Annotated in this window: 14 protein-coding genes and 2 pseudogenes; 9 read left to right on the forward strand and 7 right to left on the reverse strand. The window is 58.8% G+C overall.

Annotated elements, in window-relative coordinates:
• Nucleotides 1-371 precede the first annotated feature (371 nt).
• The 5 genes and pseudogenes from ACWGXF_RS12095 to ACWGXF_RS12115 form a co-directional block, all read left to right on the forward strand.
• Entirely contained in the window at nucleotides 372-755 is a 384-nt protein-coding gene (locus tag ACWGXF_RS12095; RefSeq protein WP_182286854.1) for a helix-turn-helix domain-containing protein, read from the forward strand.
• Nucleotides 756-1,003: 248 nt separating this feature from the next.
• Nucleotides 1,004-2,518 (forward strand): site-specific integrase, encoded by a 1,515-nt coding sequence (locus ACWGXF_RS12100; protein WP_182286855.1) that lies wholly within the window; start codon nucleotides 1,004-1,006, stop codon nucleotides 2,516-2,518.
• 26 nt (nucleotides 2,519-2,544) lie between these two features.
• Complete coding sequence (locus ACWGXF_RS12105) at nucleotides 2,545-4,581, forward strand: integrase (protein WP_182286856.1); 2,037 nt, start codon at nucleotides 2,545-2,547, stop codon at nucleotides 4,579-4,581.
• Nucleotides 4,559-5,053 carry a hypothetical protein gene (locus ACWGXF_RS12110; protein WP_232538214.1) on the forward strand — a complete coding sequence of 165 codons (495 nt, stop codon included), beginning with the start codon at nucleotides 4,559-4,561 and terminating at the stop codon, nucleotides 5,051-5,053. Before ACWGXF_RS12105 ends, ACWGXF_RS12110 begins: the two co-directional genes overlap by 23 nt.
• 144 nt (nucleotides 5,054-5,197) lie before the next feature.
• A pseudogene (locus tag ACWGXF_RS12115) lies at nucleotides 5,198-5,361 on the forward strand (IS3 family transposase); the annotation flags it as partial.
• A gap of 596 nt (nucleotides 5,362-5,957) precedes the next feature.
• On the opposite strand, the pseudogene cpaB reads toward ACWGXF_RS12115, so the two are convergent.
• From cpaB to ACWGXF_RS12130, 3 genes and pseudogenes are all read right to left on the reverse strand, one after another.
• Nucleotides 5,958-6,554, reverse strand: a pseudogene (gene cpaB, locus ACWGXF_RS12120) (Flp pilus assembly protein CpaB); the annotation flags it as partial.
• 32 nt (nucleotides 6,555-6,586) lie between these two features.
• The gene (locus tag ACWGXF_RS12125) at nucleotides 6,587-7,177 is read right to left on the reverse strand and encodes an A24 family peptidase (RefSeq protein ID WP_452101965.1); all 591 of its coding nucleotides are present in this window, start codon (nucleotides 7,175-7,177) and stop codon (nucleotides 6,587-6,589) included.
• Nucleotides 7,178-8,047: 870 nt separating this feature from the next.
• The gene (locus tag ACWGXF_RS12130; RefSeq protein ID WP_452101966.1) at nucleotides 8,048-9,241 is read right to left on the reverse strand and encodes an MFS transporter; all 1,194 of its coding nucleotides are present in this window, start codon (nucleotides 9,239-9,241) and stop codon (nucleotides 8,048-8,050) included.
• Nucleotides 9,242-9,374: 133 nt separating this feature from the next.
• On the opposite strand from ACWGXF_RS12130, the gene ACWGXF_RS12135 reads away from it, so the two are divergent.
• The 3 genes from ACWGXF_RS12135 to ACWGXF_RS12145 all read left to right on the forward strand — a co-directional run bounded on the left by ACWGXF_RS12135 (nucleotide 9,375) and on the right by ACWGXF_RS12145 (nucleotide 14,902).
• Complete coding sequence (locus tag ACWGXF_RS12135) at nucleotides 9,375-10,655, forward strand: XAC2610-related protein (protein WP_452101967.1); 1,281 nt, start codon at nucleotides 9,375-9,377, stop codon at nucleotides 10,653-10,655.
• Between the two features lie 154 nt (nucleotides 10,656-10,809).
• Nucleotides 10,810-13,035, forward strand: coding sequence for a TonB-dependent receptor (locus tag ACWGXF_RS12140; RefSeq protein ID WP_452101968.1), 2,226 nt, complete (start codon nucleotides 10,810-10,812; stop codon nucleotides 13,033-13,035).
• A gap of 16 nt (nucleotides 13,036-13,051) precedes the next feature.
• On the forward strand, nucleotides 13,052-14,902 hold the full coding sequence (locus ACWGXF_RS12145) for an enterochelin esterase domain-containing protein (RefSeq protein WP_256630353.1): 1,851 nt from the start codon (nucleotides 13,052-13,054) through the stop codon (nucleotides 14,900-14,902).
• Nucleotides 14,903-14,998: 96 nt separating this feature from the next.
• Here the strand turns inward: ACWGXF_RS12145 and ACWGXF_RS12150 are convergent, their stop codons facing one another.
• The 4 genes from ACWGXF_RS12150 to ACWGXF_RS12165 form a co-directional block, all read right to left on the reverse strand.
• Nucleotides 14,999-16,732 carry a zinc ribbon domain-containing protein gene (locus ACWGXF_RS12150; protein ID WP_256630354.1) on the reverse strand — a complete coding sequence of 578 codons (1,734 nt, stop codon included), beginning with the start codon at nucleotides 16,730-16,732 and terminating at the stop codon, nucleotides 14,999-15,001.
• A 65-nt stretch (nucleotides 16,733-16,797) separates the two neighbouring features.
• Nucleotides 16,798-17,460 (reverse strand): hypothetical protein, encoded by a 663-nt coding sequence (locus tag ACWGXF_RS12155; protein ID WP_003067919.1) that lies wholly within the window; start codon nucleotides 17,458-17,460, stop codon nucleotides 16,798-16,800.
• A 5-nt stretch (nucleotides 17,461-17,465) separates the two neighbouring features.
• Entirely contained in the window at nucleotides 17,466-18,290 is an 825-nt protein-coding gene (locus tag ACWGXF_RS12160) for a zinc ribbon domain-containing protein (RefSeq protein ID WP_256630355.1), read from the reverse strand.
• Nucleotides 18,291-18,757: 467 nt separating this feature from the next.
• Nucleotides 18,758-19,936, reverse strand: coding sequence for a metallophosphoesterase (locus ACWGXF_RS12165; protein WP_452101969.1), 1,179 nt, complete (start codon nucleotides 19,934-19,936; stop codon nucleotides 18,758-18,760).
• 175 nt (nucleotides 19,937-20,111) lie between these two features.
• Here ACWGXF_RS12165 and hrpA point away from each other — a divergent pair, with 175 nt between their 5' ends.
• Complete coding sequence (hrpA, locus tag ACWGXF_RS12170) at nucleotides 20,112-24,167, forward strand: ATP-dependent RNA helicase HrpA (protein WP_452101970.1); 4,056 nt, start codon at nucleotides 20,112-20,114, stop codon at nucleotides 24,165-24,167.
• Nucleotides 24,168-24,191 lie beyond the last annotated feature (24 nt).

A 24,191-nucleotide genomic window follows, 5' to 3' on the forward strand; every position in this document is an offset into this window, starting at 1 on the left:
GCTTTACCATTCAGTTCGGAGACCGCATCTCCGTCAATTGAAGTCCGAACCGTTTACACAAAAATTCGGACACGCCCTTTTCTAATAAACCTATAAATGCACGTTTGTGCAAATTTCTGGTGAATTTTTATAGTCTGTATAAGCTTAAATAGATGTTTGTCAATTAAGTTAAGTTACAGTTTAAATGCTAAAGTTTGATATATGCGATTTCTGGCTATATCAAATATCCATGTGCGTCAATAAATAACATTGACATCCTGAAAAAGATTGCTTAGTCTCCCGCGGTCGTAATAAGGGAGTATTTGATGCGTGTGGTCTTTATAAAAATAGTCTTGCTGAAAAAGTACACGTTCTGAAAAGCCGGGGGGGCCGTGAATCAGTTCAGTAAGTTTTTGCGAGATCTACGTATCAAGCGTGGGCTAATGCAAAAGGACGCCGCACACCTGCTTGGCTATGAGTCGAGCTATCTTTCGGCCTTGGAGCGTGGTTCCAGAGGCCTCCCCAAACAAGAATTCTTCACACGCCTGGTGCGTACATTAGAGCTGGATGAGGCAGAGCAGGTTGCACTCAATGAGGTGCTGCTGCAATCCCGACGGCAAATGCCCATACCGGAGACCACTAGCCGGGATGAGCAGGTCCTGTTGACCAAGCTACAGGCTAAGTTGGGTTGCTTGCAACCGCTTCAGATCCAAATCATCACCCTGGTTCTCTCAATGCCAGCTGCGTGCGCGCACACCACGGAGGAACTTTCATGACATAAACGAAAAGCGAGCCCGAAGGCCCGCCTCTCGAGGGTACCTATTGATACCACGTCCGCAAGCAAAGTATCGATTCCCTTCTGCCAGGCGTCAAGCCTTCCCCCCCACACCTTTACCGTTTTTCGCTAGTTTTTTAACTCGCGATGTTTTCCTGCGCCCAGATTTTTTGTGGTAAGGGAATAAAAGAATATATACGCGTGCTGGCGTAGGAGTAAGGCTATCCGGCCCGCGGAGGAAAGTAATGTATGCAAGATGCACTTAAAAATAATAATGAGTCTCCGGATGATTGGCACTTATCGAGTGCATGTCGCACGCGAAGTGGCGTAATTTTTGACGCAACTGCTGATCTTTGGGATTACCGTGATGGGTTAACTAACGTAAAAATAAACTTTGAGAAAATTAATGCTGCTGATGATTTCTTTAAAAGAGCCTTAAAAAGAGTAATGGCATCGGTTGCGATGGTCAACGGACCGGAAACTGTTGTGCTCTATTTTGACGCTGCTGTTGGATTTTTGTGCTCTATATATCAGTTCAGAGAGAGAATTAATGAAGTCAGTGGTGAAGATTTCTTGAGGTATAAGCTCTCACAGACGAATAACAGGGTTTCTTTGACTGTAAGGTCTGTTCTAAAAAAATGGGGGGAATTGAGTATAGGTGGTTTCTCAAAAAATTTGCTGCCGACATTGAATAACATAAGAATAAATTCCCCAAATTCTGGGGTGGCTGTTGCTACAAAGGATCCTTTAACTGGTCCATTTACAGACTTCGAGTTTGAGTCGATAAATAATGCAATGGCTAGAGAGTACGCAGATGGGGGAGTTTCGGTCACAACATACACAATGGCGCTGATTTTTATCGCGACAGGAGCTAGGCCTGTCCAGATAGCTGCAATGAAAGTTAAAGACGTGAAGGTTGTAGATTTGGGGACTGGGATAGATTACAGCATTGATGTACCACGAGCAAAGCAGAGGCGTGAACCGCGTTCGGAGTTTAGAAATAGGCCGTTAATAAAATCTGTCGGGAAACTAGTAAGTTTATACGCGGAAGCGGTTCGGTCTAAGTTCTCAAAGATTATGGATGATCCTCTTGAAGCACCACTGTTTCCTGGATATCAATGCAAAACTTCGGCTAAAGCTGGGTTTGCTCATCATCGTTTGTCGTCGTCAATTAGCCAAACTTTCAACAGAATAATGAGAAGATTAAAGGTCATATCAGAACGAACTGGAGGGCCGATTAATATAACCGCCATTCGATTCCGAAGAACCTTCGCGACGCGTGCTGCTCAGGAAGGGCACGGTTTGCTAGTAATTGCAGAGCTGCTAGATCACTCGAGTACAAGACATGCAGGCATCTATATTGACACACGCCCGGACATCGCGGAACGTATTGATAAGGCGGTCGCTTTAGAGTTGGCTCCCATTGCGCAAGCATTCGAAGGAAAAATTATTGTTGGCGATATGTATGCAGCAAGGAAAGAAGATAAATCCAGTCATATCCGCGACCTTCGGATTAGCAACTCACCTTTAGCGTCATGTGGGCAGTACGAATATTGCAATATGTGTGCCCCGGTTGCATGCTACACCTGTAATAGCTTTGAGCCTTGGTTGGATGGTGACCATGAGGCTGTATTAGATTACTTGCTGAAGAAACGTGGCACACAACTTAAAGAAATAGATGCTCGTATTGCAACCGTTAATGATAGAACAATTATTGCTGTGGCTCAAGTAGTTAATTTGTGCAGGCACCAACGCAGTATTTGAATCGTTTCTCAAAGGTCAGAGTAAAAATGAATAGTAATGTCATCCCATTCGTTCCAAAATCGGAGAAGGCAACGCTTGAAAATCTGGAGCAATTTGTGGCTTACTGCAAAGAGCAACTGTCCTCTCTGGGAGGAGATGTCGATTTTTATAGCAATATTTGGGATATATCAACATGGTTGAAAAAGAAAGGTGACAGCCATCGCGTAAGTATCCATTTCTGGAACTGGGAAAATAGGAATTTGAGAAATGATGGTTTGGTTTCTATGGCGGAGCCACTTTTATCTTTCGTTAAATCTTACTTTATATATAAATTTTTCTTAGGCGCCACGAGGAAATCGAATGCGATGTTGGCGGCTTTTCGGGTTCTGGAATTATCTTTGCTCGACGTTACCGGAAGTGCGAATCCAAATGATATTAATCAAACTGTGTTGAATCACGCTGCACAAATACTGAAGTCTAACTATTCCGAGGGCTCTGCATACGATTGCGGGAGGATCCTTTGCGCAATTAATAAGCTTGCATCCGATTACAGATTGCTCAAGGCGCCTAGCTTGTGGCGTAATCCGTTATCGCCTGATAAGGGATACTTGATTAGAGTGGGGAAGGAATATGAGAGAAGACGAAAGAGGAAAATACCTTCTCCTGCCGCTTTCAACGCACTAGGGGAAATTTTTCAAATCGGAAAGGCTCCAGATGACATCCTAGTCTCCTCAGTGTGTGCTCTTCTTTGCAGTGCTCCAAGTCGGATTGTCGAGATAACATTATTGCCATCCATATGTGAAGTTTATGATGTAGATCCTAAGACGGGAGATAAGGTATATGGAATACGTTTCTTGCCGGCTAAAGGTGGATCACCAATGGTTAAGTACATTGCCCGACCTATGTATAACGTGGTGAGAGAAGCAATAAAAAGGATACGTAATTTGAGTGAGCCTGCTATTGAAATTGCAAGATGGTATGAAAAAAATCCGTCGAAGCTTTTCTTGCCTCCTGAGCTTGAGCATCTCAGAGGTAAAAGAGACTTGAGCATGAGTGAAGTTGATAAAATAGTTTTTTTTGAAGCAACAAGGAATGTTAATAGAGGTAATCAATGGGTGAAACTAAATTTCGTACCTAGGTTTAAGAAGGATTCCGACAATAAGTTTTATGCGGATTTCTCCGATGTGGAGAAGGCTATTATAAAGATGTTGCCAAAAAACTTTCCATTTTTGAACAAATTAAGTAAGTTGAAATATAGTGAAGTTCTTATGTTGGTTAGAAAGAATGAGCTCAGTTCTAGGAAGTCTACCTACCGCTGCATGATTCATCAAATTATTGCGCAGGATATAGGGAATAGAATTTCTCGAGAATCCGAAAACAATCTGTTTAAGAAATATAGTTTCACCGAGGATGATGGGAGTGAAATTCTGGTGACTACACATGAATTTCGTCACTATCTAAATACAATTGCTCAGATTAATTTTATGGATCAGCTAGATATTGCACGCTGGTCAGGTCGAAAAAATGTTTACCAAAATGGCTACTATGACCATGTTTCAAGTAGAGAAATAACTGAAAAAATCCGTTTGGCTTATCTTGGGGAGGCTGCTGCGATTGGACCTATCACTAGTCTACATAAGGTTTCCTTAATTCGACGTGATGAATTCGCTTTGCAGAGAATTCCAACAGCTCATACCACAGCTTATGGATATTGCGTACATGATTACTCAATGTTGCCATGTCAGCTACACCAAGACTGCATGAACTGTGATGAGCAGGTATGTATAAAAGGGGAGGGGGATTGTAAGGAGGAAAATATTCGGGCCTTGAGAAGCGAGACTGAATTATTGCTAGCAAATGCTAAAGAGTCCCTCGGTAACGATGTATATGGTGCGGACAAGTGGGTAAGACATCAGCAATTGACACTTGACCGATTGAACAGCCTCTGCTCAATTCTAGATGACCCTAATGTCCCTGATCAGGCCGTTATTCGCCTCGACGATTCTCTGACTCAAGGTGTGATTGAACAAGCCATGGAGCGTCGTGCAATTGATCTGATGCATGATGAAGATTATGAGAGATAAGTCGTGGTCGCGTGCGCGGAATCTGAGTGATCTGGATATTAAAGAAATTGTTGATATTCTTGACGGTTGGGAGGGGAAGTTGAGTTGGGATTTGCTAGTTGAATCAATCAACAAGCGCTTAAATCAAAGGTACACTCGTCAAGCATTAAATAATCATAGCCGAATTGCTGATGCCTTTAAGCTAAGGAAGAGGAGCTTGTCTGCTCAGCCAATCAGGCAACGCTTGCCCATTGCCGCGGCTAAAATCGTCGATCAAGAAATCGATGTTATTCTTCAGCATAATCACTATCTTGAAGCCAAAGTACAAAGACTTGAAGCGGAAAACAATAGGATTCAGCAGCGACACGTACGTTGGGCCTACAACGCTGCTCTTAGGGGCCTGAATATGCATTTTCTGGACAGACCACTGCCGGTCATTGATCGTCAACAGACAGAGGTGACAATGGAGTCCCTTTCGAAGAAAACCCGATGAGTTTCTTCCGTGCTCGTTGTCTTTCGGGCGCATGATCCGTGCTAGCTATCACAGTTAGCTAGCTCAGTTCGTGGTGACAGTTACTCCAGATTGTCCCTCGGACTTGTTCACGTTTTGCTGGAGCGGCTATGTGGCAGATCGCAAAGCCCGAAACCGATCACCATGCCTTATGTTGCCAGCAGAGCAACGGCATGGCGTAAAGCATCGTCAACACCTTCAAGCGCGACTACATATGTCGCATCGATCTAGGTGATGCGCCGATGGCGCTGGCTCAATCGCCGCGTTCGTTCGAGTACTTTAACGAGATCTAGCCGCATTCGATTTTGAAGATGATGTCGCCCAGGGAGTTCTGATGAGTGCAGAGTCGCCCCGCACATGAGGGCCAACTTAGTGATTGAACTGTGTCCGAAACTACGGGAGCAAGATCAGCTACTTGCAAAGGCCGTGAAGTTCAAAGCTGTCACTTGACCTTTCTTGTCTTTCTGCAACAGGTTCTTGTCATCGAATCTGGTTCAGCGCAACGACTGGTGGCAGTTTGCTCGGAAATGCCAAAGGGTTCGGGGTAATGACTTTGCTGGTCAATCAGGGCCACCGACGATGGCGAGGCTCGTAATTCCTTGTCTATGGGGGAGTGCTTGGCTGGAGCGATAGCAGCTCCCCTACGTTAAAGCGAAAAGGAGCCAAGCCTGCTTCTAGGACCGCTCAGCATCATAGATATTTGTCACGGGGCCCGTTCGGAGCCGATAACTGTCACATCGCCTCCAACCGCGAGCGACATTTTCTTTTTGTAAACAAGTCCGCTGTAGTCGTCCAGTTGTTGACATAGGTGTTGGCGTGGGGCGTGCTATCGATAGTTCTCTCTAGACAAGTCGGCCTTGTTTACATAAATTTATGAACATAAGAACTTCTCGGCATCTTCCGGACTCAGCTCGAGGGTGACGGCGCTCACCACCTTGGGTTTGGTTTCGTCACGATCGGCTTCCTGGGCCACGGCCAGAACCAGCACGTTCTCCAACACGGTTTTGCTGATCTGGCGCGACTCTTCTGTCTTGCCGTTCTGCTCCTGCTGGGCATTGACCACCACATCCACGTAGTTGCCGGGCAGGGCGAAGCCCGCAACACCGACCACATCGTTGACGCGTACTGTCATGGCCCGCTTGCCCGGAGCGATGACGGCAGCCAGTCCGCCTTTGGTGCCTACGGGGGCCAGCTTGCCTTCGAGCACGGCTTCGCCGCGCAGCACTCCGACCTTGACGACGCGATCTTGCAGCTGTTGCATGTCATGGAAAGCGCCATCGGGTATCGAGCCCCGAGGCCAGTCCACCGTGTTCAGCATGTTCGGCAGAATCTTGCCGCCCAGTGGAATGTCGGTGGCAGCGACAACCACCTTGTCGGCGTCCAGGCTGCCGCGTTGGGCCACCCAGTTGGCGGCGTAGACAGCCGCTGCCAGACTGGCCAGTGCTGCGAGGATAAACAGACCCAAAGCTTTGAGGTTTTTCATGGGAGGCTCCCGCTATGCCGTTGTGTAAATGGCTAGACCCAGGTGAACTGCCGAGCGACCAGGAACGCCAGGGTTCCCAGGGCGATGCTGACGCCGTAAGGCAAGGTGCCTACCGAATGCGCCGAGTTGGAGCGGGCATCGGGACGGATCCCCGCAGCGACATTGACGTAGAGCAACTGCACTGCCTCGGCCGAGTTGCGCACCAGCTTGCCGGCCATGCGATGCCAGAGTGCGTAGCTGATGGCTGCCAAGCCGCCGGTGATAAAGACAAAGATCACGACCTGACAGGTGGCGGCGGGGCCGAGAAAGCTGCCGACCATGGCCATCAGCTTGACGTCGCCAGCTCCCATGGCATGCAGCACATAGAGAGGCAGCATCAAGGCCAGACCTACCGCCAGGCCGCCCAGCGCCCAGAAAAAGCCGCCGGTATGGGGATGAGGGGCTAGCAGGCCGTAGAGCAGGGCCAGAGTGGCGCCGCCGAAGGTCAGGCGATTGGGAATGCGACGTGTGCGCAGGTCACAGATGCTGGCTGCCAGCAAAAGCAGCAACAGGATCAGCGAACGCGGCTCGGTGAAAACGGCGGCCACGAGTTCGGATGCTGCGCTGAGTTCGGAAGATGTCATGGTCAACCTCCAGGCCGGTGTTCAGCGAATCCTGTTCGGGCCTCGGAGTTGACGCTGGCTGTCTGCTGCGTTCAGCTCGTCTGACTGGTGTTCACAGGATTCGGGCTATATGTGACTAAATACAATTTTTCTATCAACTTCATTCTTTTGTTTAATTTTGTGGAGATGCTATCCCTATAGAAATCGCTTATCAATATGGGAGTTCGTAAGGATTTTTCTAATCTGCATGAGATGCAAATGTGACGCCGTTGTAGGTTGCGTAAGCAGTGGTCTCATGCGCTGGCTGACGCAGATCGGTTCACGCCGCATGGTGGGTCTGGGTCGTGAGCGAGAGACCTGTAAGGCGTGGGCTTGGGGCTCGGAGCCTGAGTGTCTGGGCTCTTTGATAGCTTCTGAGCAAGTCGCGCAGGCCTCCGAAGGCCAGCTTCCTGCCTGGCGGTTGCCATCGGCGCAGGCTTGGGAGCACGCTGAAGTGCGTTTCAAGCGTTACCTATTTTTAGAGGCTTGCAGTGTCTGCCGGTGTATGGCCTGGCTGCCTCGGTATGGTGGCTCCGTGACTCTGGACAAGGCCGGAGCCGGGGTTGAGTAGCCGCTTTGAGGGATGGGGCCGAGGTAATCTTTGACAGCCCGCAGTCATGTGCCGAGGCAGTTTGTTCGCCAGGCGCCAAGGCGGCAGTCTGGTTGCCTGTCTGCTGTGGGTGCAGGCTCAGTCTATCCGATGCCGGATGAGCGCATTCGCATCGGATACGGGTTTATCGAAAAATAGCGCCTGGCGATTGATATGCAATGACTTCGATGCAGAAAGACCCGGATGCGCTCATCCAGCAATCGCCAGCAGCTCTGATGTTGATAGCAATCGTCTTGCAGGCTTCAGGCCTTTGCCCTGCGCTGGCTGTGCAGGCCGAGCAGCACCAGCACGACAGCCACCAGCGGCAGCATGCCGATATTGATGCCGTTCCAGCCGGCGCTGTGCAGCAGCTGCCCCGACCCGAACGAGGCCACGGCCACCGTGCCGAAGACCAGGAAATCGTTGAGTGCCTGCACCTTGGCGCGTTCCGAGGGGCGGTAGCACTCGGTCAGCAGCGCCGTGGCACCGATGAAGCCGAAGTTCCAGCCCACGCCCAGCAAAATCAGCGAGCCCCAGAAGTGGAAGATATCCAGCCCCATCAAGGCCAGCACGCCGGCCGCGCCTATCATTAGCAGGCCCAGAGCGGTCACGGGCCGCTTGCCATAACGTGCAATCAGCTTGCCGGTAAAGAAGCTGGGCACGAACATGGCCAGCACATGCCATTGAATGCCCATGGCGGCTTCGCCCACGCTATGGCCACAGCCCACCATGGCCATGGGGGCGGCGGTCATCAGGAACGCCATCAGTCCGTAGCTGACCACACCGGCAGCGCAGGCCACGACGAACTGGGGCGTGCGGGCAATTTCGCCCAGAGGCCTGGCGTCGTCGACGACAGCCTTCTTGCTCTGAGGCGGCGGCAGACGCAGGCCCATGAGCAGAGGCAGGGCCAGCAGGGCCAGCACCGCCTGGCTGTAGAAGCTGCCGGCAAACGGTGTGGCGGGCAGGGCGTCGCGCGTCCAGATCACCACCTGCGGCCCGATGATGGCGGCAATCAGCCCCCCGATCATCACGCGCGAAATGGCCTTGGCCTGTTGCGCTGGCTCGCTCACCATATCGGTGGCGGCGAAGCGGTAGCTCTGCACGCAGGCCGCATAAAAGCCGGCCAGCGCCGTGCCGATGCAGAAGGTGACGAAGTCGCTGTGGGCAATGCCTTGCGCGGCGACCACGCCGGAGATCACGCCCAGAACGGCGCCCAGCACATAGGCTGCGCGGCGGCCCATGCGGTTCATGATCCAGGCGGCCGGCAGTGTGGACAGCGCTAGCCCGAGCTGGTAGATGCTGACCGGCAAGGTGGACGCAGCGGGGTTGGACGACAGTTGCTGCCCGACCAGACCGCCCAGTGAGATGATGATGGGCGGAGAGGCACCTCCCAGGGACTGGGCTGCGACCAGCAGGCCCGTATTGCGGCTTTGTTGTGTGTTGTTGTCTGATTGCATAAATCGCTTCGGCTGTCCATGCTTGTACGCAGATTTGTCACATCTTGCAGCATTCATATTGGCCGCACATTAAAAGGTTTGCTGTGGGCATGGTGCAGTCGCGAGCCTGGTGATCAAAGTGAATGGGAGTGATATGACGCTGAAATGCCTTATTGGCCGGGCTGCAGGCCTGAGCATTGCTCTGGCGCTCATGAGCTGGGCGCCGATGGCGCATGCCGAGACGGTAGACGCCCTGCATGAAGCGGTGGTCTGGTCGGCGAGCTATCGCGGCGAGATCGCCGGCAAGGCGGTCAAGCTGGAGCTGTGGCGGCTCGACGGCGCCGTCGGAGGCAGCTATTGCTACGAGCCCTGCAATCGGCCCGGCGCAACACTTGATCTGGAAGGCTCGGCAAGCGGACAGCTGACCGAGACACCGATGGCGGGTGCAAGCGATCCCAAGCCTTCGGGCCGCTGGTCGCTAGCGGCCTTGCCGGGCATGGCGCCACCGCGTCTGCAGGGCCAGTGGCAGTCCACGGATGGCAAAAAGCGCTGGCCGGTCAATCTGCTGCGCCAGCCCCCGGATTTCTCCCATGCAGTGCATTACGAGTTGCGTCTGCTGATGGATCAGAAGCTGCGCTCTCTGGCTGACTGCGGCGAACATACGGATCTCCTGGTTTCCGCCATTCAGGTTTATGAGCAGGGGCGTCTTAAGCAAAGCCTGCCGACCGCCGCCGTGGGCAGTTGCTGGCTGGTGCAGCCACGCTGGGTGGATGCGAATTTTGATGGCTGGCCTGACCTGACCCAGGCGCTGGATCTGCCTGCGGGGCCGAATATTCAGCACCGCACCTGGCTTTACGACCCGGGCACGCAGAAGCTGGTGCTGGGGCCGCAGTCCCTGCAGGACATCAGCTCGCCCGCCTTCGATGGCAAGGCCAGGCGCATCTACAGCGAATGGCGTGCCAGCTGTTGCAGCCATGGTGTAAACATCTATGCCTGGAAGCCCGCAGGGCTGGAACTGGTCGAGCAGGCTGAAAGCTATATGCTGCCAGTGCGCAAGGGCGGCAAGCTCATGGCCTGCTATCAGGTGCCGGACTATGCGCAAGGCCATGTGCGCTGGCCTGCCGGCCTCTACCAGCGGGGCGGCGAGCTGAGTCTGGGACAGGAGCCCGCTGCCGACTGGTGCGATGCCGATCCTGCTGCGAGCATGGGCCAGAACCAGGTGACGGTGCTGGCCGAGCCCAGACCCGGACAGCCACCCCAGATCCTCAAGGCCTATGGCGCAAGCTACCGCAAGGTCGATACGCCCAAAGGTGCCCGTTACTGCCCCGATATCGCAGTCTTCGATGCCGATGCCCACAAGGTGGTGCGTGTGCTGATGAGTGAGAACGCCGAGCAGAACTGCGAAACGGAAAATCCCGCGGGGGGGCAGCCCTGAAAGCGGTTTATCGCCATGCATGGAAATCGCTTGCTGCTATCGTTTTGAGAAGGTTTGCTTGTTATACAATTTAAATAATTGAGATTCATTCTCAACAAGCCTTAGCCACGCACTTCGTTTTAGCCATAGGAGATCGATCAAAAACGAGGTCTACATGGCAACCCCAGTTCGTGGCGGCGCAGGCAAGGCGCCGTCGGCTTCAGCGCTCGCATCCACGCAGTTCGCTCCATTCGCGCATTGGCTGTCTTCTGCTGTGTGCTGCAGCCCCCGCTCAGCCGTAGGGCTGGCTGTGTTGGTGGTTTTGAGTGCCGGCGCCCAGGCACAGACCCAGATACCGGACCAGCAGGAAAAACGCCTGAGCGAAGTCACGGTTTCCGGCAAGCTGGACGGCAACGCTCTGCCTGCGCTGGCCTCTGGTGCTCAGGTCGCCAAGGGCGCAGGCCTGGGGCTGCTGGGCAATGTGGATGTGATGGATGCCGCCTTCAACATCACGGCCTATTCCGAAGAGCTGATCCGCGACCAGAATGCGGCCACGGTGGCTGCCGTGCTGGAAAACGACTCTTCAGTGCGCTTCACCACCAATACCGGCCATGTCAACGAGAACTATGTGATTCGGGGCTTCGACGTCAACGCCAGCGAAGTGGCGTTCAACGGCCTGTATGGCCTGGCGCCCGACAGCCATATACCGACCGAGATGATAGAGCGCGTGGAGCTGCTCAAGGGCCCGGGTGCGCTGCTCGGCGGCATGGCTCCCAGTGGGGCGGTTGGCGGCGTGGTGAATGTGGTCAGCAAGAAGCCACTGGCCGATGATCTGACGCGGCTGACCACCACTTTCACCTCGGGTTCGCAGCTGCAGGAGCATGTGGATGTGTCGCGGCGCTTCGGCCCCGAGCGCCGCCTGGGCATACGCTTTAACGGCGCGCTGTCCAGCGGGGAGACCGAGGTTGACGACCAGAAGCGCCGCCGCCGTCTGGGCGCAGTGGCGCTCGACTATCAGGGCGATCGCTTCACGCTGGGGCTGGATGCCTATCACTACATGGTGAACCTGGACAACGGCAGCCCGGTGATGGTGAGCTTTGGCAAGATGAAGAATCTGATCGGCGCACCGGATGCCAGCAACAATCTGTTCCGCGGCGTCAACACCGAAGTGGAGAACAAGTCGGTGGCGCTGCGCGGCAGTTTCGAGCTCAGCGACAGCTGGCAGCTCTACGGCAGCCTGGGCAAGGCCTGGCATGACTATGTTGGCCAGCCCGTGGGCACACGCGTGGTGCTCAATGCCGTGGGCGACGGCTCCGCCGTGGGGCAGACCTATAACCTGCAGGGCTATACCAACAGCACGGCGCTGGACGCGGGTTTGCGCGGCCGCTTCAAGACCGGCGATGTGGGCCATCAACTGGTGTTCTCGTTCAACGAGCTGCAGCAGCAAGGCGGGCGCGCGCTGCCCATCGTGGTCAGCAGCAACTACACCACCAATATCTACGACCCGGTGCTGCCGGTTCTGGCAGGCCCGCGCAATGCCGTGCGCCAGGAAAACGACAATGTGATTCGCAGTTTCGCCGTGGCCGATACCCTGAGCCTGCTGCAGGACAGGCTGCTGCTGACGCTGGGCGCACGCCACCAGCGCGTGAATCAGAAAATGAAGGGCTACGACGAGAGCGCCGTCACTCCCATGCTGGGCCTGGTGGCCAAGCCCTGGGGCGAGGATCTGTCCTTCTACGCCAACTACATCGAGGGGCTGAGCCCCGGTCTCGAGGTGGGTCCCACCTATGCCAATGCAGGCGAGACATTCGCACCCTACAAATCCAAGCAGATGGAGGCGGGCGTGAAGTGGCGCCGCGCAGGCTGGACGAATACGCTGTCGCTGTTCCAGATCGAGAAGCCTTCGACCACCATCGATACGGCGGCCAATACCCTCAAGCTCAATGGCGAGCAGCGCAATCGCGGTGTGGAGTGGAATACCTTTGGTGCCGTGAGCTCCAGCTTGCGTGTATTGGGCGGCGTCACCTATCTGCAGCCCAAGCTGACCAGCACCCAGGGCGGCAACAACGACGGCCATGATGCTTTCGGCGCGGCGCGCTGGGCGGCCAATCTGGCGGCAGACTGGGATGTGCCGGGCGTGGCCGGTCTGGCGCTGAACGCACGCCTGGTGCATACGGGCAAGCAGTGGGTCAACTCGGCCAACACCTTGCGTGCACCGAGCTGGACGCGCTTTGATGTCGGCGCCCGCTATACCACGCGCGTTGCCGACAAGAAGGTGGTGCTGCGCGGTACGGTGGACAACGTCTTTGGTCGCAGTTACTGGGCCGGCGCCTTTACCGACAACTTCCTGACCGTGGGCGCACCGCGCACCGTGCGCATCAGCGCTGCCGTGGACTTCTGAGGCGAGGGAAGCATCAATGCATGAAGATCTTCAAGGTTTGTGCCTGCCGATGATGGGCCACAGGCCATCGGGCAAAGGGCTGCGCTCCTTGCTTGTTCCTGGTCTGCTTGCGGCCAGCGTCGGCATCGGCGGCTCGGCCGGTGCGGCCCGGCCCTTGCCTGGCGGCACTGTTCAGAGCGCGGGCAAGGCGGCCTCCTTGCTTTCGGTGCGGGAGCCGTTCTCCGGCAGGCTGGCGTCGGGACAGAAGCTGAGCCTGCAGCTGGAGGCTCCGGCCGGCGCAGTGGTTCGCGGCAATCTGCAGGCACTGGGCGTTGTGCTGGATGTGGAAACGCCTGACGGGCGCCATCTGCGGCGGCTGAGCCAGGGCGCAGGCGTCGATCACGCATTTACCTGGCAAAGCCGGGGCATGGCGAAGGAGCGTCTGGTGCTGCGCGCCGAGAAGGTCCAGCCCTATGCGTCGGCGGCAAACGGCGTGTTGGCGGCGCAGGACGGACACATCGGTGCTCCGACCTATGCTGCGCCCATTCCTGGCGCCTACGAGCTGACGATCACCCAGGTGCTGGCGCCGTTGGCGGCCGGCCATGCGCCTGCGGCAGAGATCGAACCCGAGCCGCTGCGCAGCCCCAGGCTCAAGGCCTTGCAGGCGCGGCTGGCGCAGGGCGGCGACAGCCGCAGCTTCTGGCAGGAAATGGAACGCCAGGGCACGCCGCTGATCGAGCCCTGGGATGCGGAGCACCAGTTGGTGAGCTTTGTCTGGCGCGGCGCCGGACAGTCCGTGCGGCTGTTCGGAAGTCCATCGGGCAACCATGAGCCTCTGCAGCGCCTCGGAAGCAGCGATGTCTGGTGGGCCAGCTTCGTCATGCCCAGGGATGCGCGGCTCAGCTATGGTTTTGCGCCCGATGTGCCTGCGGTTTCGGCCGATGCCATGATTCAGCGCCGATCCATTCTGTCCACCTTGCAGCGCGATCCGCTCAATCGCCAGAGCTGGGGGCGGTCTGCGGATCTGCAGGCGGTGCAGGATCGCTACGACGGACGCTCCGTGCTGACGCTGGCCAAGGCGCCGCCCCAACCCTGGAGCCAGTCCCGCGCCAGCGTGGCAGCTGGCCAGTTGCAGCGTCACTGGCTGGGCAGCCAGGCACTGGGCAATGGGCGCGATATCTGGATCTACAAGCCGCAGGGCTGGCAGCAGGCGGATGCGGCTCAGCGTTCCATGCTGGTGCTGTTCGACGCCCAGGCCTATTTGCGCCAGGTTCCCACGCCCGCCATCATCGACAACCTCATGGCCGACGGCCTGCTGCCTGCAACAGCCGTCGTGCTGGTGGCCAATGGCGCAGGCGACGCGCGCAGCCGCGAGCTGCCGCCCAACCCGGTGTTTGCCGACTTCATGGGCAAGCAGCTCATGCCCTGGCTCAAGGTTCAGGGCATAGCGGCCGGACCTGAGCGCACGGTGATCGCAGGATCGAGCTATGGCGGCCTGGCTTCAAGCTATGTGGCGCTGCGCTATCCGCAGTGGTTTGGCAATGTGCTCAGTCTCTCGGGCTCCTATTGGTGGGCACCCAAGGGCGAGTCGCCCAATTGGCTGGCTCGCCAGTATGAGCAAGCACCGCAACTGCCCATTCGCTTTTACTTTGATGCCGGCCTATACGAAGGGGCTCGCGGTGGTCAGGCAGGCATACGCGAAACCAGCCAGGAGCTGGGTGATGTGCTGCGTAGCAAGGGCAACAAGGTCGTGCAGCGTGTGCACAGCACCGGTCATGACTATGTGCACTGGCAGGGTTCGCTGGCCTGCGGGCTGCTGGCGCTGACGGGGCGCGAGCCATCGACCGAGGGGCTCAAGGAGCAGGTCGCACAGGCTTGCGGGCTCTGAGTCCGGGGAGCACAAAAAAAGGGGCTGAAAGCCCCTTTTTTGCTTTTGGCCTGCAGCGCTCGTTCGCAAGCGCTGCAGGCTTTTCCATGCAAGCTTCTACTTGAGCTTGTTGCCGCATTCGCCGCAGAACAGGTCATTGGCGGCTACCGGGGCGCTGCAGGCTGGGCAGCTCGGCGCAGCCTGAGCCTGGCGGGCTTTCTCGGCGGCCTCTGCTTCGGCGCGGGCGCGGGATGCTTCACGCTCAGCAGCCTGCTGCCTGGCCAGTTGCTCGGCCTGGGCTTTCAAGCGCTCTGCTTCTGCTTGCTGACGTGCTTCTTCGGCAGCCTGGGCTGCGGCGTGCTCCTCAGCGGCCTTTTGTTGTGCAGCGCGCTCTGCAGCCTGGGCTTCGGCCCGCTGACGTGCGGCCAGTTCCTCAGCTTCGGCAGCCGCACGTTCGCGTGTCGCACGTTCCCGTGCAGCTTGCTCGGCGGCCTCGGCTTCAGCCTTCAGGCGGGCTGCTTCGGCCTCGGCGCGCAGGCGTGCCGCCTCGGCTTCGCTACGCTGGCGGGCGGCTGCCTCTTCAGCGCTTTGACGTGCTTTTTCCGCCGCATCGGCGGCAGCGCGCTCGCGCGCCTGCTGCTCGGCAAATGCCTGTTCGGTGGATGCCGCTGTGGCGGCAGTCAGGCCTGCGGCAGCCGCTGCTGCGCCAGTCGCTGCTGCGCCAGCCGTGGCTGCGCCAGCGCTGGCATTGCTGTCGTTGCCGGGCGGGGTGTCGGTGGCGGCGGGCTTGGCTGTGGCTTCCTGCAGGCGCTCGCTGGCAGCCTGCTTGGCGCGCTCGGCCGCAGCCATGGTGCGTTCTGCGGCAGCCATGGTCTGGGCCTTGGCTTCCTCGGCTTTTTTGCGCACATCGCCAATCAGGCTGTCCAGTGCACCCTCGGCCTCGGCCGGGTCCACGCTTTCACGAGCCTGCAGATAGATCAGATTCATGCCCATGATGGCCACCTGGGCCAGCAGTGCGCCCACCACGCAGTAGAGAACGCCCAGGCCGGCGATGAGGCCGGTGCTGCCGCCCCCCATCATGCCCATGGGGTTGAAGCCACCACCGTAGCCACGGCCGTAGCCGCCGCCCATGAACATGCCGGCCATGGAGCCGGCATCTCCGGTAATGCTCATGGCCATCCCGGTCAGGGAGACGGTGGCAGGCACCAGTCCGGCAAACAGCATGAAGCAGACCAGGCCCAAAATGACATAGAGCACGACTTCCATCAGCACCACTTCGACCAGACGCTTGCGAGCGATGCTCAGCACATTGGCCAGCGCAGCCTTGACGGACAGGCCACTCCACAGCGCAGGGCCCATCAAGGGGCCGACGACCCAGATCATGGCGATCAGCAAGGCTGCAGCGACCAGCACCAGAATCGGGTGGGCCACAAAGGCCAGAATGCCGCCGAGCACGGGAATCTTGCAGATGAAGTAAATGACAGCAGCCAGCAGGTAGTAGGCCAGTGTGGCAACAAATATCGCGAGTCCGACCAGCAGGAATTTGGGCAGGCACAGCAGACCGGCCGATGCCGCTGCCGAGAAGGAGCGTACGGGTTCGTTCCTGGCCTTGTCCATGAGCATGATGCCAACGCCCGAAGAGCCGGCCAGCAGTGCGACGACAGCCGCCAGCATGAAGATCAGGTACATGAAGAAGCCGGCCTTGACCAGCATCCAGGCCGCGCCTGCTATCAGTGCACCGGTCAGCAGCAGTGTCAGAAAGCACAGCAGCAGCGGTCGCCATTGCGTCAGTCCTTCGGCGGCTCTGGCGAGGGTGGCAAAACGTATTTCTCCCAGGGGTTGCTCTCTCATTTTTCGTCCTGTCTGGTTGTTGAGGCTGGCTGGTGTGGCGCGATGAGCCGCTGGCTGGCCGGGGGTCAAAGCTTGCCGCGGATCTCGCCGGCTTCGATGGTGTAACGCTCCACGCCGGCGGGCAGACCAGTATCGATCTTCTTGATGACAGTCACGGGTTTGCCGCCCTTGGACTGGGTGGTGCCAGTGGCGGTATTCACACGCCCGGCCCTGACATCCTCGTCGGACTGATCGACCACGATGCTCGACGAGCCGCGGTTGTCGGCCAGTTCATTGGCCAGTTCCTTGAGCACATTCATGGCCTGGGTATATTCCTTGCGACCCTTGGCGGCCAGCGGCATCTCCACGGTCAGTGCTGAGAAACTGCGCATCTGGTGTGTCTGTCCCGACTGCCCGTCGGCAATGCTGACGGTCCTGGTCTGTAACGGCCCTGCCACGGCGCGTTGTTTGGCCGGCAGCTTCTGCATGGCTTGCACGGCCTGGGCCTGCATGCTCTGCGCATGCTGCGTCTCCTGATCCAGAGCGGCCTGCAAGCGGGCAAAGCGCTCGTTCTGCCCGCCCGAAACAGCGGTTGCGGGCGCGCCGCCGCCAGGGCCGCAGCTAGGGTCTGCGGAGTTGGTGACGCGCGAGAGCATGCAGCTCAGCGATGTGGAGGCATCTTGCAAGCTGGCGCAGCCGCCGAGCAGGGTTGCGGCGCAGGCGAGCACAGTGAGTTTGAGTTTTTTCATGGCTTTCAATCCAGCAGGTCATCCAGGGATGGCGCGGCATTCTTCTTGACTGCAGGTGTTCTTGCAGGGGGCGGCACGGGCGGTTTGCCAGATGCCGGGGCTGAGGACGGCTCCGGGCTGGCCGCAGGCGCGGGTGCGTCGCTGGCAGTGTTTGCTGTCGTTGCTGCGGGGGTGACTGCCGTGGCGGGCGCGTTGTCTACGGCGCCGGCAATCGGGGCATTTTCGGCAGGTGTCGTTTGCGCTGCGGTACTGCCGCCCAGCGGGCCGACCAGGGCGTCGGCCTTGGCCTTGTCTTCGGGCGAAATCCCATCCTTGCCGGCTTGGGACGAGCTGGATGCGCTATTGCCCGAGCTGGTCAGGCCCTTCATATTGCTTGCCATCATCACACCGCCTGCAATGGCTGCGACCAGCAGTGCCAGCGCCACCCATTTGATCCAGGCATTGCTGCCGCGCACCGGTTCCTGGGGAAAGGCCGGCGTGCGGTCATTGCGCTGCGCAAAGCTTGCGGCAGGCTCCGACTGTGGCGGCCTTGGCGCGGGTGTATCCATGGGCTCGATCAGGGGAGGGGCCAGGCTTGCGCTGTCAATAGTCTGCGAGGCACCTGAAGGCATGGGCGGCGCAGCTGCCACTGCGGCATGGCTATCGCCGGGGCGCTCGAACACCAGGCCGCATCGTGTGCAGAAGCGGGCCTCGGGCTTGCAGACAGCCTGGCATTGGCTGCAGGTTTTTTCAACAGCAGTGATTGCCGCTTCCGGTGCTTGTCTGGCGCCGCAGTTCTTGCAGAACTTGGCATTCGGAGAGAGCGGATTGCCGCATTGGGAACAATTCATGGTCTGCAATCGAGAAAAGAGTCCGCTGGAATGGCCGCTCGGCGGCATTGCTGCCTGGGCAATGCGTGGAATATGGGCCGGTTTTTGCGCATTGGCATGAACCGGTACGGACCCTGAAAAATGATTTGTATCTTAGCGGCGCATTTGCCGCAGCCTGTCGGATCGCTTTACGGGAATGTAAGCACGTTCGGTTTTGACAGCTTTTTGTCAGGCATGGCAATCCATGAATGGGGTTTGGATTAATGGAGCTGCGCGGAGTTTCAAGGGATTTATGGCGTAAGTGACTGATTTGAAAAGAAGGCAATAAATCAGGTGCTTTATGGAAGCCGGGATTGCCGGGAAAAGCTCGGATCTCGAAATCTGTTTGATTTTTGCAAATGCTTCAAATGGTTGAGAGTGTTTTGCGCTGTAAAGATTTCAACGAAATACAAGCCTTGCTGAACCCCGGGAGTCAGCAAGGCCGGTAATCACTGCTGCGCAACCAGCGTCAGCAGCTCGATTCGCGGCGCCACACCAAGGCGTATGGCAAAACCGGCCCACAGGCCTGCTCCGCTGCTGACCAGCAGCTTCATATTGCCGACGTCATATTCGCCGCGCACAAAACCGTTGTTGACGGGAGCCACCAGCCAGCGGTCCATGCCCAGGATCAGTCCGCCGTGGGTATGGCCCGATATCTGCAGATTCACGCCCTTGTCCGCGTTGTCGCGCGCGAATTTGGGCTGGTGCGCCAGCAGGATATGAAACGCTGCCCCGGCCTTGCGGGCCTGGGCGGCAACCGCATCCACATCGGGGGGAACGCCTTCGGCGACCTCGGGGTCGGCGTTGTTGGGCGAGGTCCGGCCGAACACCGGGTCGCCGATGCCGGACAGGGCCAGCTTGCTGCCCTTGATGTTCAGCAGCTGCATGCGGTTTTCCAGCAGATTCAGGCCCAGGCGGCGGAACTCGGCCATCCAGGCGTTGTAGCCGCTGTAGTACTCGTGGTTGCCCGGCGCCGCCCAGACGCCGTAGCGCGCGCTCAAGGCGGCCAGCGGCGCCACATGGGCGCGGCTGGTGGCGACATCGCCGTCCACCATGTCGCCGGGCAGCACGATCAGGTCGGGCGTGGTGGCCAGGGTGCGCTGCACGATGGTCTGCACATAGCTTGCATCATTGACCGGGCTGGCGTGGATATCGGCCAGCACGGCAATGCGCAGGCCCTGCAGGGCGGTGGGCAGGTTTCTGACCGCGATCTGTTGCTCATGCACCCTGGGCGGCTGAAGGGCGTTGAAGACGCCGATGGCGCTCAGGCAGCCGGTCGCCACCACGGCGGCTGCGGTAAGTGCGGGAAGGTGCAGCAGCTGCGCCAGGCTGGTTCGCCCCATGAGTCGGGCGATCAGCCACAGCAGATCGCGCAGCAGCACGAACAGCGCCAGCATCAGCAGCATGGCCAGAATCCAGCCGCCGGGAACCTGCAGGCGCGCCACCACGGCGTAGGGCAGGGCATTCGTCTGCACGGCCTTGAGCAGCAAGGCCGGCGCAATGCCCAGCAAGGCCGTGATCAGCGTGGCCAGCAGGCGGGCAAGACGAGAAGTACCGTTGAGGCTGGAGACAGGCCACCAGAGCCAGAGAGCCAGAAGAGGAATGACGAAAGCAGCAGTCGAAACCATGGGCAGGAGGGAAACCGAAAATTGCCGCGAGCATAGCAAGCGTTGGCGTCCCCGCGATGAACGCTGCTGCAGCCGTTGTCACCGGCGCAACGCAGTGCGTTGAAAATGGCGCGGCACGGCTGCTTTTGCCATTGCTGCGCAAGACTGGTCAAGGACGGGGATAATCCCAGCCCTTATGTCTTTGAAGATCAACTTCCCCGAGTCGCTCCCCGTATCCAGCCGTCGCCAGGAAATCATGGAGGCCATGGATCGCCATCAGGTCATCATCGTCTGTGGCGAGACCGGCTCGGGCAAGACCACGCAGCTGCCCAAGATCGCACTGGCGCTGGGCCGGGGCAGGCTCAATGCCGCCCCCGATGCCAACGGCCAGGTGCGCGGCCATCTGATCGGCCACACCCAGCCGCGCCGCATTGCCGCCAGCTCGGTGGCCAAGCGCATTGCCGAGGAGCTGAACACCCCGCTGGGCGAAGTGGTGGGCTACAAGGTGCGCTTTCAGGACATGCTGCAGAAGAACGCCTCCGTCAAGCTGATGACCGACGGCATCTTGCTGGCCGAGACCCAGACCGATCCGCTGCTCAAGGCCTACGACACGCTGATCATCGACGAGGCGCATGAGCGCAGCCTGAACATCGACTTTCTGCTCGGCTATCTCAAGCAGATCCTGCCCAAGCGCCCCGATCTGAAGGTGGTGGTCACGTCAGCCACCATCGATGCCGACCGCTTTGCCAAGCACTTCGAATCGAAGAACGGTCCTGCACCCGTGATCATGGTCTCGGGTCGTACCTATCCGGTGGAGATGCGCTATCGCCCGTTCGAGGGTGAAAAGGACAGGGATCTGAACGACGCCATTGCCGATGGCGTCGATGAGCTCTGGGCTGGCGGCAAGGGCGGCGATATCCTGATCTTCCTGCCCGGCGAGCGCGAGATCCGCGAAGCCGCCGACCATCTGCGCAAGCATTTGCAGCACTCGCCCACACTGCGCAGCGCCGAGGTGCTGCCGCTGTTCTCGCGCCTGTCGCAGGCCGAGCAGGACCGTATCTTTGACGGCCATACGGGCCGGCGCATCGTGCTGGCCACCAATGTGGCCGAAACCTCGCTCACGGTGCCGGGCATTCGTTATGTGATCGACGCCGGTACGGCACGTGTGAAGCGCTACTCCTTCCGCAGCAAGGTGGAGCAGTTGCTGGTCGAGCCGATCTCGCAGGCCGCGGCCAACCAGCGCGCGGGCCGTTGCGGTCGTGTGGCCAACGGCATCTGCATTCGCCTGTATGACGAAGAGAGCTTTGTCAGCCGCGACCGCTTCACCGACCCCGAAATCCTGCGCTCCTCGCTGGCCGGCGTGATCCTGCGCATGAAGTCGCTGGGTCTGGGCGATGTGGTGAATTTCCCCTTCCTCGAAGCCCCCTCGGGCCGTGCCATTGCCGACGGCTATCAACTGCTGGCCGAGCTGGGCGCGGTGGACGATCACGGCCATCTGCTGCCCATGGGCAAGGAGCTGTCGCGCCTGCCGCTGGACCCGCGCGTGGGCCGCATGATTCTGGAAGCGCGCGAGCGCCGCGCCCTGGCCGAGGTGCTGATCATTGCCTCGGCCCTCAGCGTGCAGGATGTGCGCGACCGCCCCATGGAAGCGCAGCAGCAGGCCGACCAGGCACATGCCAAGTTCGACGACGAGAAAAGCGAATTCAGCGGCTATCTGCGGCTGTGGAAGTGGCTGTCGGATGCGCGCGGCGGCAAGGTCGTGGCCAAGAGCCGCAAGGAAATGGCGGCTCAGCACGCGCCGGCCGCCAAGCCGAATGCGCGCAACCAGGCCTTCCTGCCCGTCAGTCAGCGTGCCAGCGGCGCGCAGCTCGAAGGCACGGTGCAAGAGCGGCTGGCGCTGTTCAACCCTGCCGATCAGGCCCAACATGCCGACGAGGCCACGCACAAGATCAGCAACCGCCAATGGGAGCAACTGCTGCGCCAGAACTTCATCAATATCCGCCGCGTGCGCGAGTGGCGCGACATTCACTCTCAGCTGCTGACCGTGGTCAAGGAGCAGAAATGGCTGCTCAACAACGAGGCGGCGGGCTATGAGGCCGTGCACCTGTCCATGCTGTCGGGGCTGCTCGGCAATATTGGCTATCGTGCAGAGGAAAGCGAGAGCTATCTGGGCGCGCACGGCATCAAGTTCCACCCGCACCCCGGCGCTCACCTGAGCAAGAAGCCCGGCCGCTGGATCGTGGCGGCCGAGCAGGTCGAGACCTCGCGCCTCTACGGCCGCGGCATTGCGGCCATAGAGCCGCAGTGGCTGGAGGAGGTGGGCGGCCATCTGCTCAAGAAGCAGCTGCTGGACCCGCACTGGAGCAAGAAGCAGGCCGATGTGGTGGCGCTGGAGCGCGCCACGCTCTACGGTCTGGTGGTCTACAACGGCCGCCGCGTGAGCTACGGCCGCGTCGATCCGCATGAGGCGCGCAATCTCTTCATCCGCCAGGCCCTGGTGGAGGGCGAGTGGGAAACGAAGTGGCATTTCCTGCCCGCCAACCTCAAGCTCATGCGCAAGGTCGAGGAGCTGGAGCACAAGAGCCGTCGCCAGGACGTGCTGGTCGACGACGAGCTGATCTTTGCCTTCTACGACCAGCATCTGCCCAAGGATGTGTACAGCGGCGCGAGCTTCGACAAGTGGTTCCGCGCCGAGAGCAGGAACCAGCCCGAGCTGCTGCGCCTGTCCAAGGACGAGCTGATGCGGCACGAGGCCGCCGGCATCACCACGGACAAATTTCCCAAGACCGTGAAGCTGGGCGGTGCCGATTGCAGCGCCAGCTATCTGCACAGCCCCGGCGACGCGCGCGACGGCATCACGGTCACCGTGCCGCTGTTCGTGCTCAACCAGGTGTCGGAGGAGCGCGCCGAGTGGCTGGTGCCGGGCATGCTCAAGGACAAGATCCAGGCACTGCTGAAGAGCCTGCCCCAGCGCCCGCGCAGCCGTTTCGTGCCGCTGCCCGAGAGCGCGGCGCGGCTGGCCGAGCTGTTCACCGAGAGCGAGCGCTGGGCCCAGGGCGGACTTATCGACGCCTTGCTCAAGCAGGTGCGCGACGAGACTTCGCTGGATGTGAAGCGCGCCGACTTCAAGCTGGACATGCTGAGCCCGCATCTGTTCATGAACTTCCGCATCACCGACGAGCATGGCCGCCAACTGGGCCAGGGCCGCAATCTGGGCGCGCTCAAGGCCGAGTGGGGCGCCAAGGCACGCGGTGCATTCCAGGCGCTTGCTTCATTAAAGGTAGCTGCTAGCGATGGTGAGCCGGTCAATTCCGAGCAAAAAGCATCTGAAAATGATAAGGGTAAGGCGCAAGCAGCTCCTAAAAATGATAAGTCTGCGGCGGGCATGCCAGCCCAGTCTCATGATGCGCGCTACAAGGACTGGAGCTTTGGCGAGCTGCCCGAGCTCATGGAAATCAAGAAGGGCGGCACCACGCTGATCGGCTTTCCGGCCCTGATCGACCATGGCGACGCCGTCGGCATCGAAGTCTTCGATGAACCCGAAGCCGCTGCCGCAAAGCATCGCGTGGGCCTGCGCCGGCTGTTCGCGCTGCAGATTCGCGATGCGCTCAAGTATCTGGAAAAGAACATTCCCGATCTGCAGAAGATGGCCGTGGCCTATATGCCGCTGGGCACGCAGGAAGAGCTGCGCGGCCAGATCATCGATGTGGCCATAGACCGCGCCTTTTTGCAGGAGCCGCTGCCGAGCAACGAGGCCGACTTCAAGCAGCGCGTGCAGGACGGCCGTGGGCGCCTGACGCTGATTGCCAACGAGGTGGCACGCATGTCGGCCACCATCCTTATCGAGTACGCAGCCGCCGCGCGCAAGATCAAGGACACCAAGAACGCGCCGGAGGCTACCAAGGACGCGAGCGAGCAGCTGCAAAAGCTGATGCCCAAGAACTTCATCGCCGTGGCCCCCTGGGCGCAGCTCGGTCATTACGCGCGCTACCTCAAGGCCATTAGCTCGCGTCTGGACAAGTACCGGGCCGACAGGGCGCGCGATGCCGCCAAGCTCAAGGAGCTGCTGCCGCTGGAGCAGCGCTACTGGCGGCTGGTGGCCGAGCGCAAAGGGCAGATCGATGCCCGAATGCAGGAGTACCGCTGGATGCTGGAGGAGCTGCGCGTGAGCTTTTTTGCCCAGGAGCTGCGCACGCCGTATCCGGTCAGCGCCAAGCGGTTGGACAAGGTCTGGGCGCAGCTGCAGCAGTGATGCCGGCCTGACGGCCTGACGAAT

It is taken from the genome of Comamonas sp. HJ-2 (genome assembly GCF_053615495.1).

Bases quoted from the DNA above. Each gene is read 5' to 3' on its own strand.
- ACWGXF_RS12100 (WP_182286855.1), top strand. From the start codon at position 1,004: ATGCAAGATGCACTTAAAAATAATAATGAGTCTCCGGATGATTGGCAC.
- ACWGXF_RS12105 (WP_182286856.1), top strand. From the start codon at position 2,545: ATGAATAGTAATGTCATCCCATTCGTTCCAAAATCGGAGAAGGCAACG.
- ACWGXF_RS12110 (WP_232538214.1), top strand. From the start codon at position 4,559: ATGATGAAGATTATGAGAGATAAGTCGTGGTCGCGTGCGCGGAATCTG.
- ACWGXF_RS12125 (WP_452101965.1), bottom strand. From the start codon at position 7,177: ATGACATCTTCCGAACTCAGCGCAGCATCCGAACTCGTGGCCGCCGTT.
- ACWGXF_RS12130 (WP_452101966.1), bottom strand. From the start codon at position 9,241: ATGCAATCAGACAACAACACACAACAAAGCCGCAATACGGGCCTGCTG.
- ACWGXF_RS12135 (WP_452101967.1), top strand. From the start codon at position 9,375: ATGACGCTGAAATGCCTTATTGGCCGGGCTGCAGGCCTGAGCATTGCT.
- ACWGXF_RS12140 (WP_452101968.1), top strand. From the start codon at position 10,810: ATGGCAACCCCAGTTCGTGGCGGCGCAGGCAAGGCGCCGTCGGCTTCA.
- ACWGXF_RS12145 (WP_256630353.1), top strand. From the start codon at position 13,052: ATGCATGAAGATCTTCAAGGTTTGTGCCTGCCGATGATGGGCCACAGG.
- ACWGXF_RS12150 (WP_256630354.1), bottom strand. From the start codon at position 16,732: ATGAGAGAGCAACCCCTGGGAGAAATACGTTTTGCCACCCTCGCCAGA.
- ACWGXF_RS12155 (WP_003067919.1), bottom strand. From the start codon at position 17,460: ATGAAAAAACTCAAACTCACTGTGCTCGCCTGCGCCGCAACCCTGCTC.
- ACWGXF_RS12160 (WP_256630355.1), bottom strand. From the start codon at position 18,290: ATGAATTGTTCCCAATGCGGCAATCCGCTCTCTCCGAATGCCAAGTTC.
- ACWGXF_RS12165 (WP_452101969.1), bottom strand. From the start codon at position 19,936: ATGGTTTCGACTGCTGCTTTCGTCATTCCTCTTCTGGCTCTCTGGCTC.
- hrpA (WP_452101970.1), top strand. From the start codon at position 20,112: ATGTCTTTGAAGATCAACTTCCCCGAGTCGCTCCCCGTATCCAGCCGT.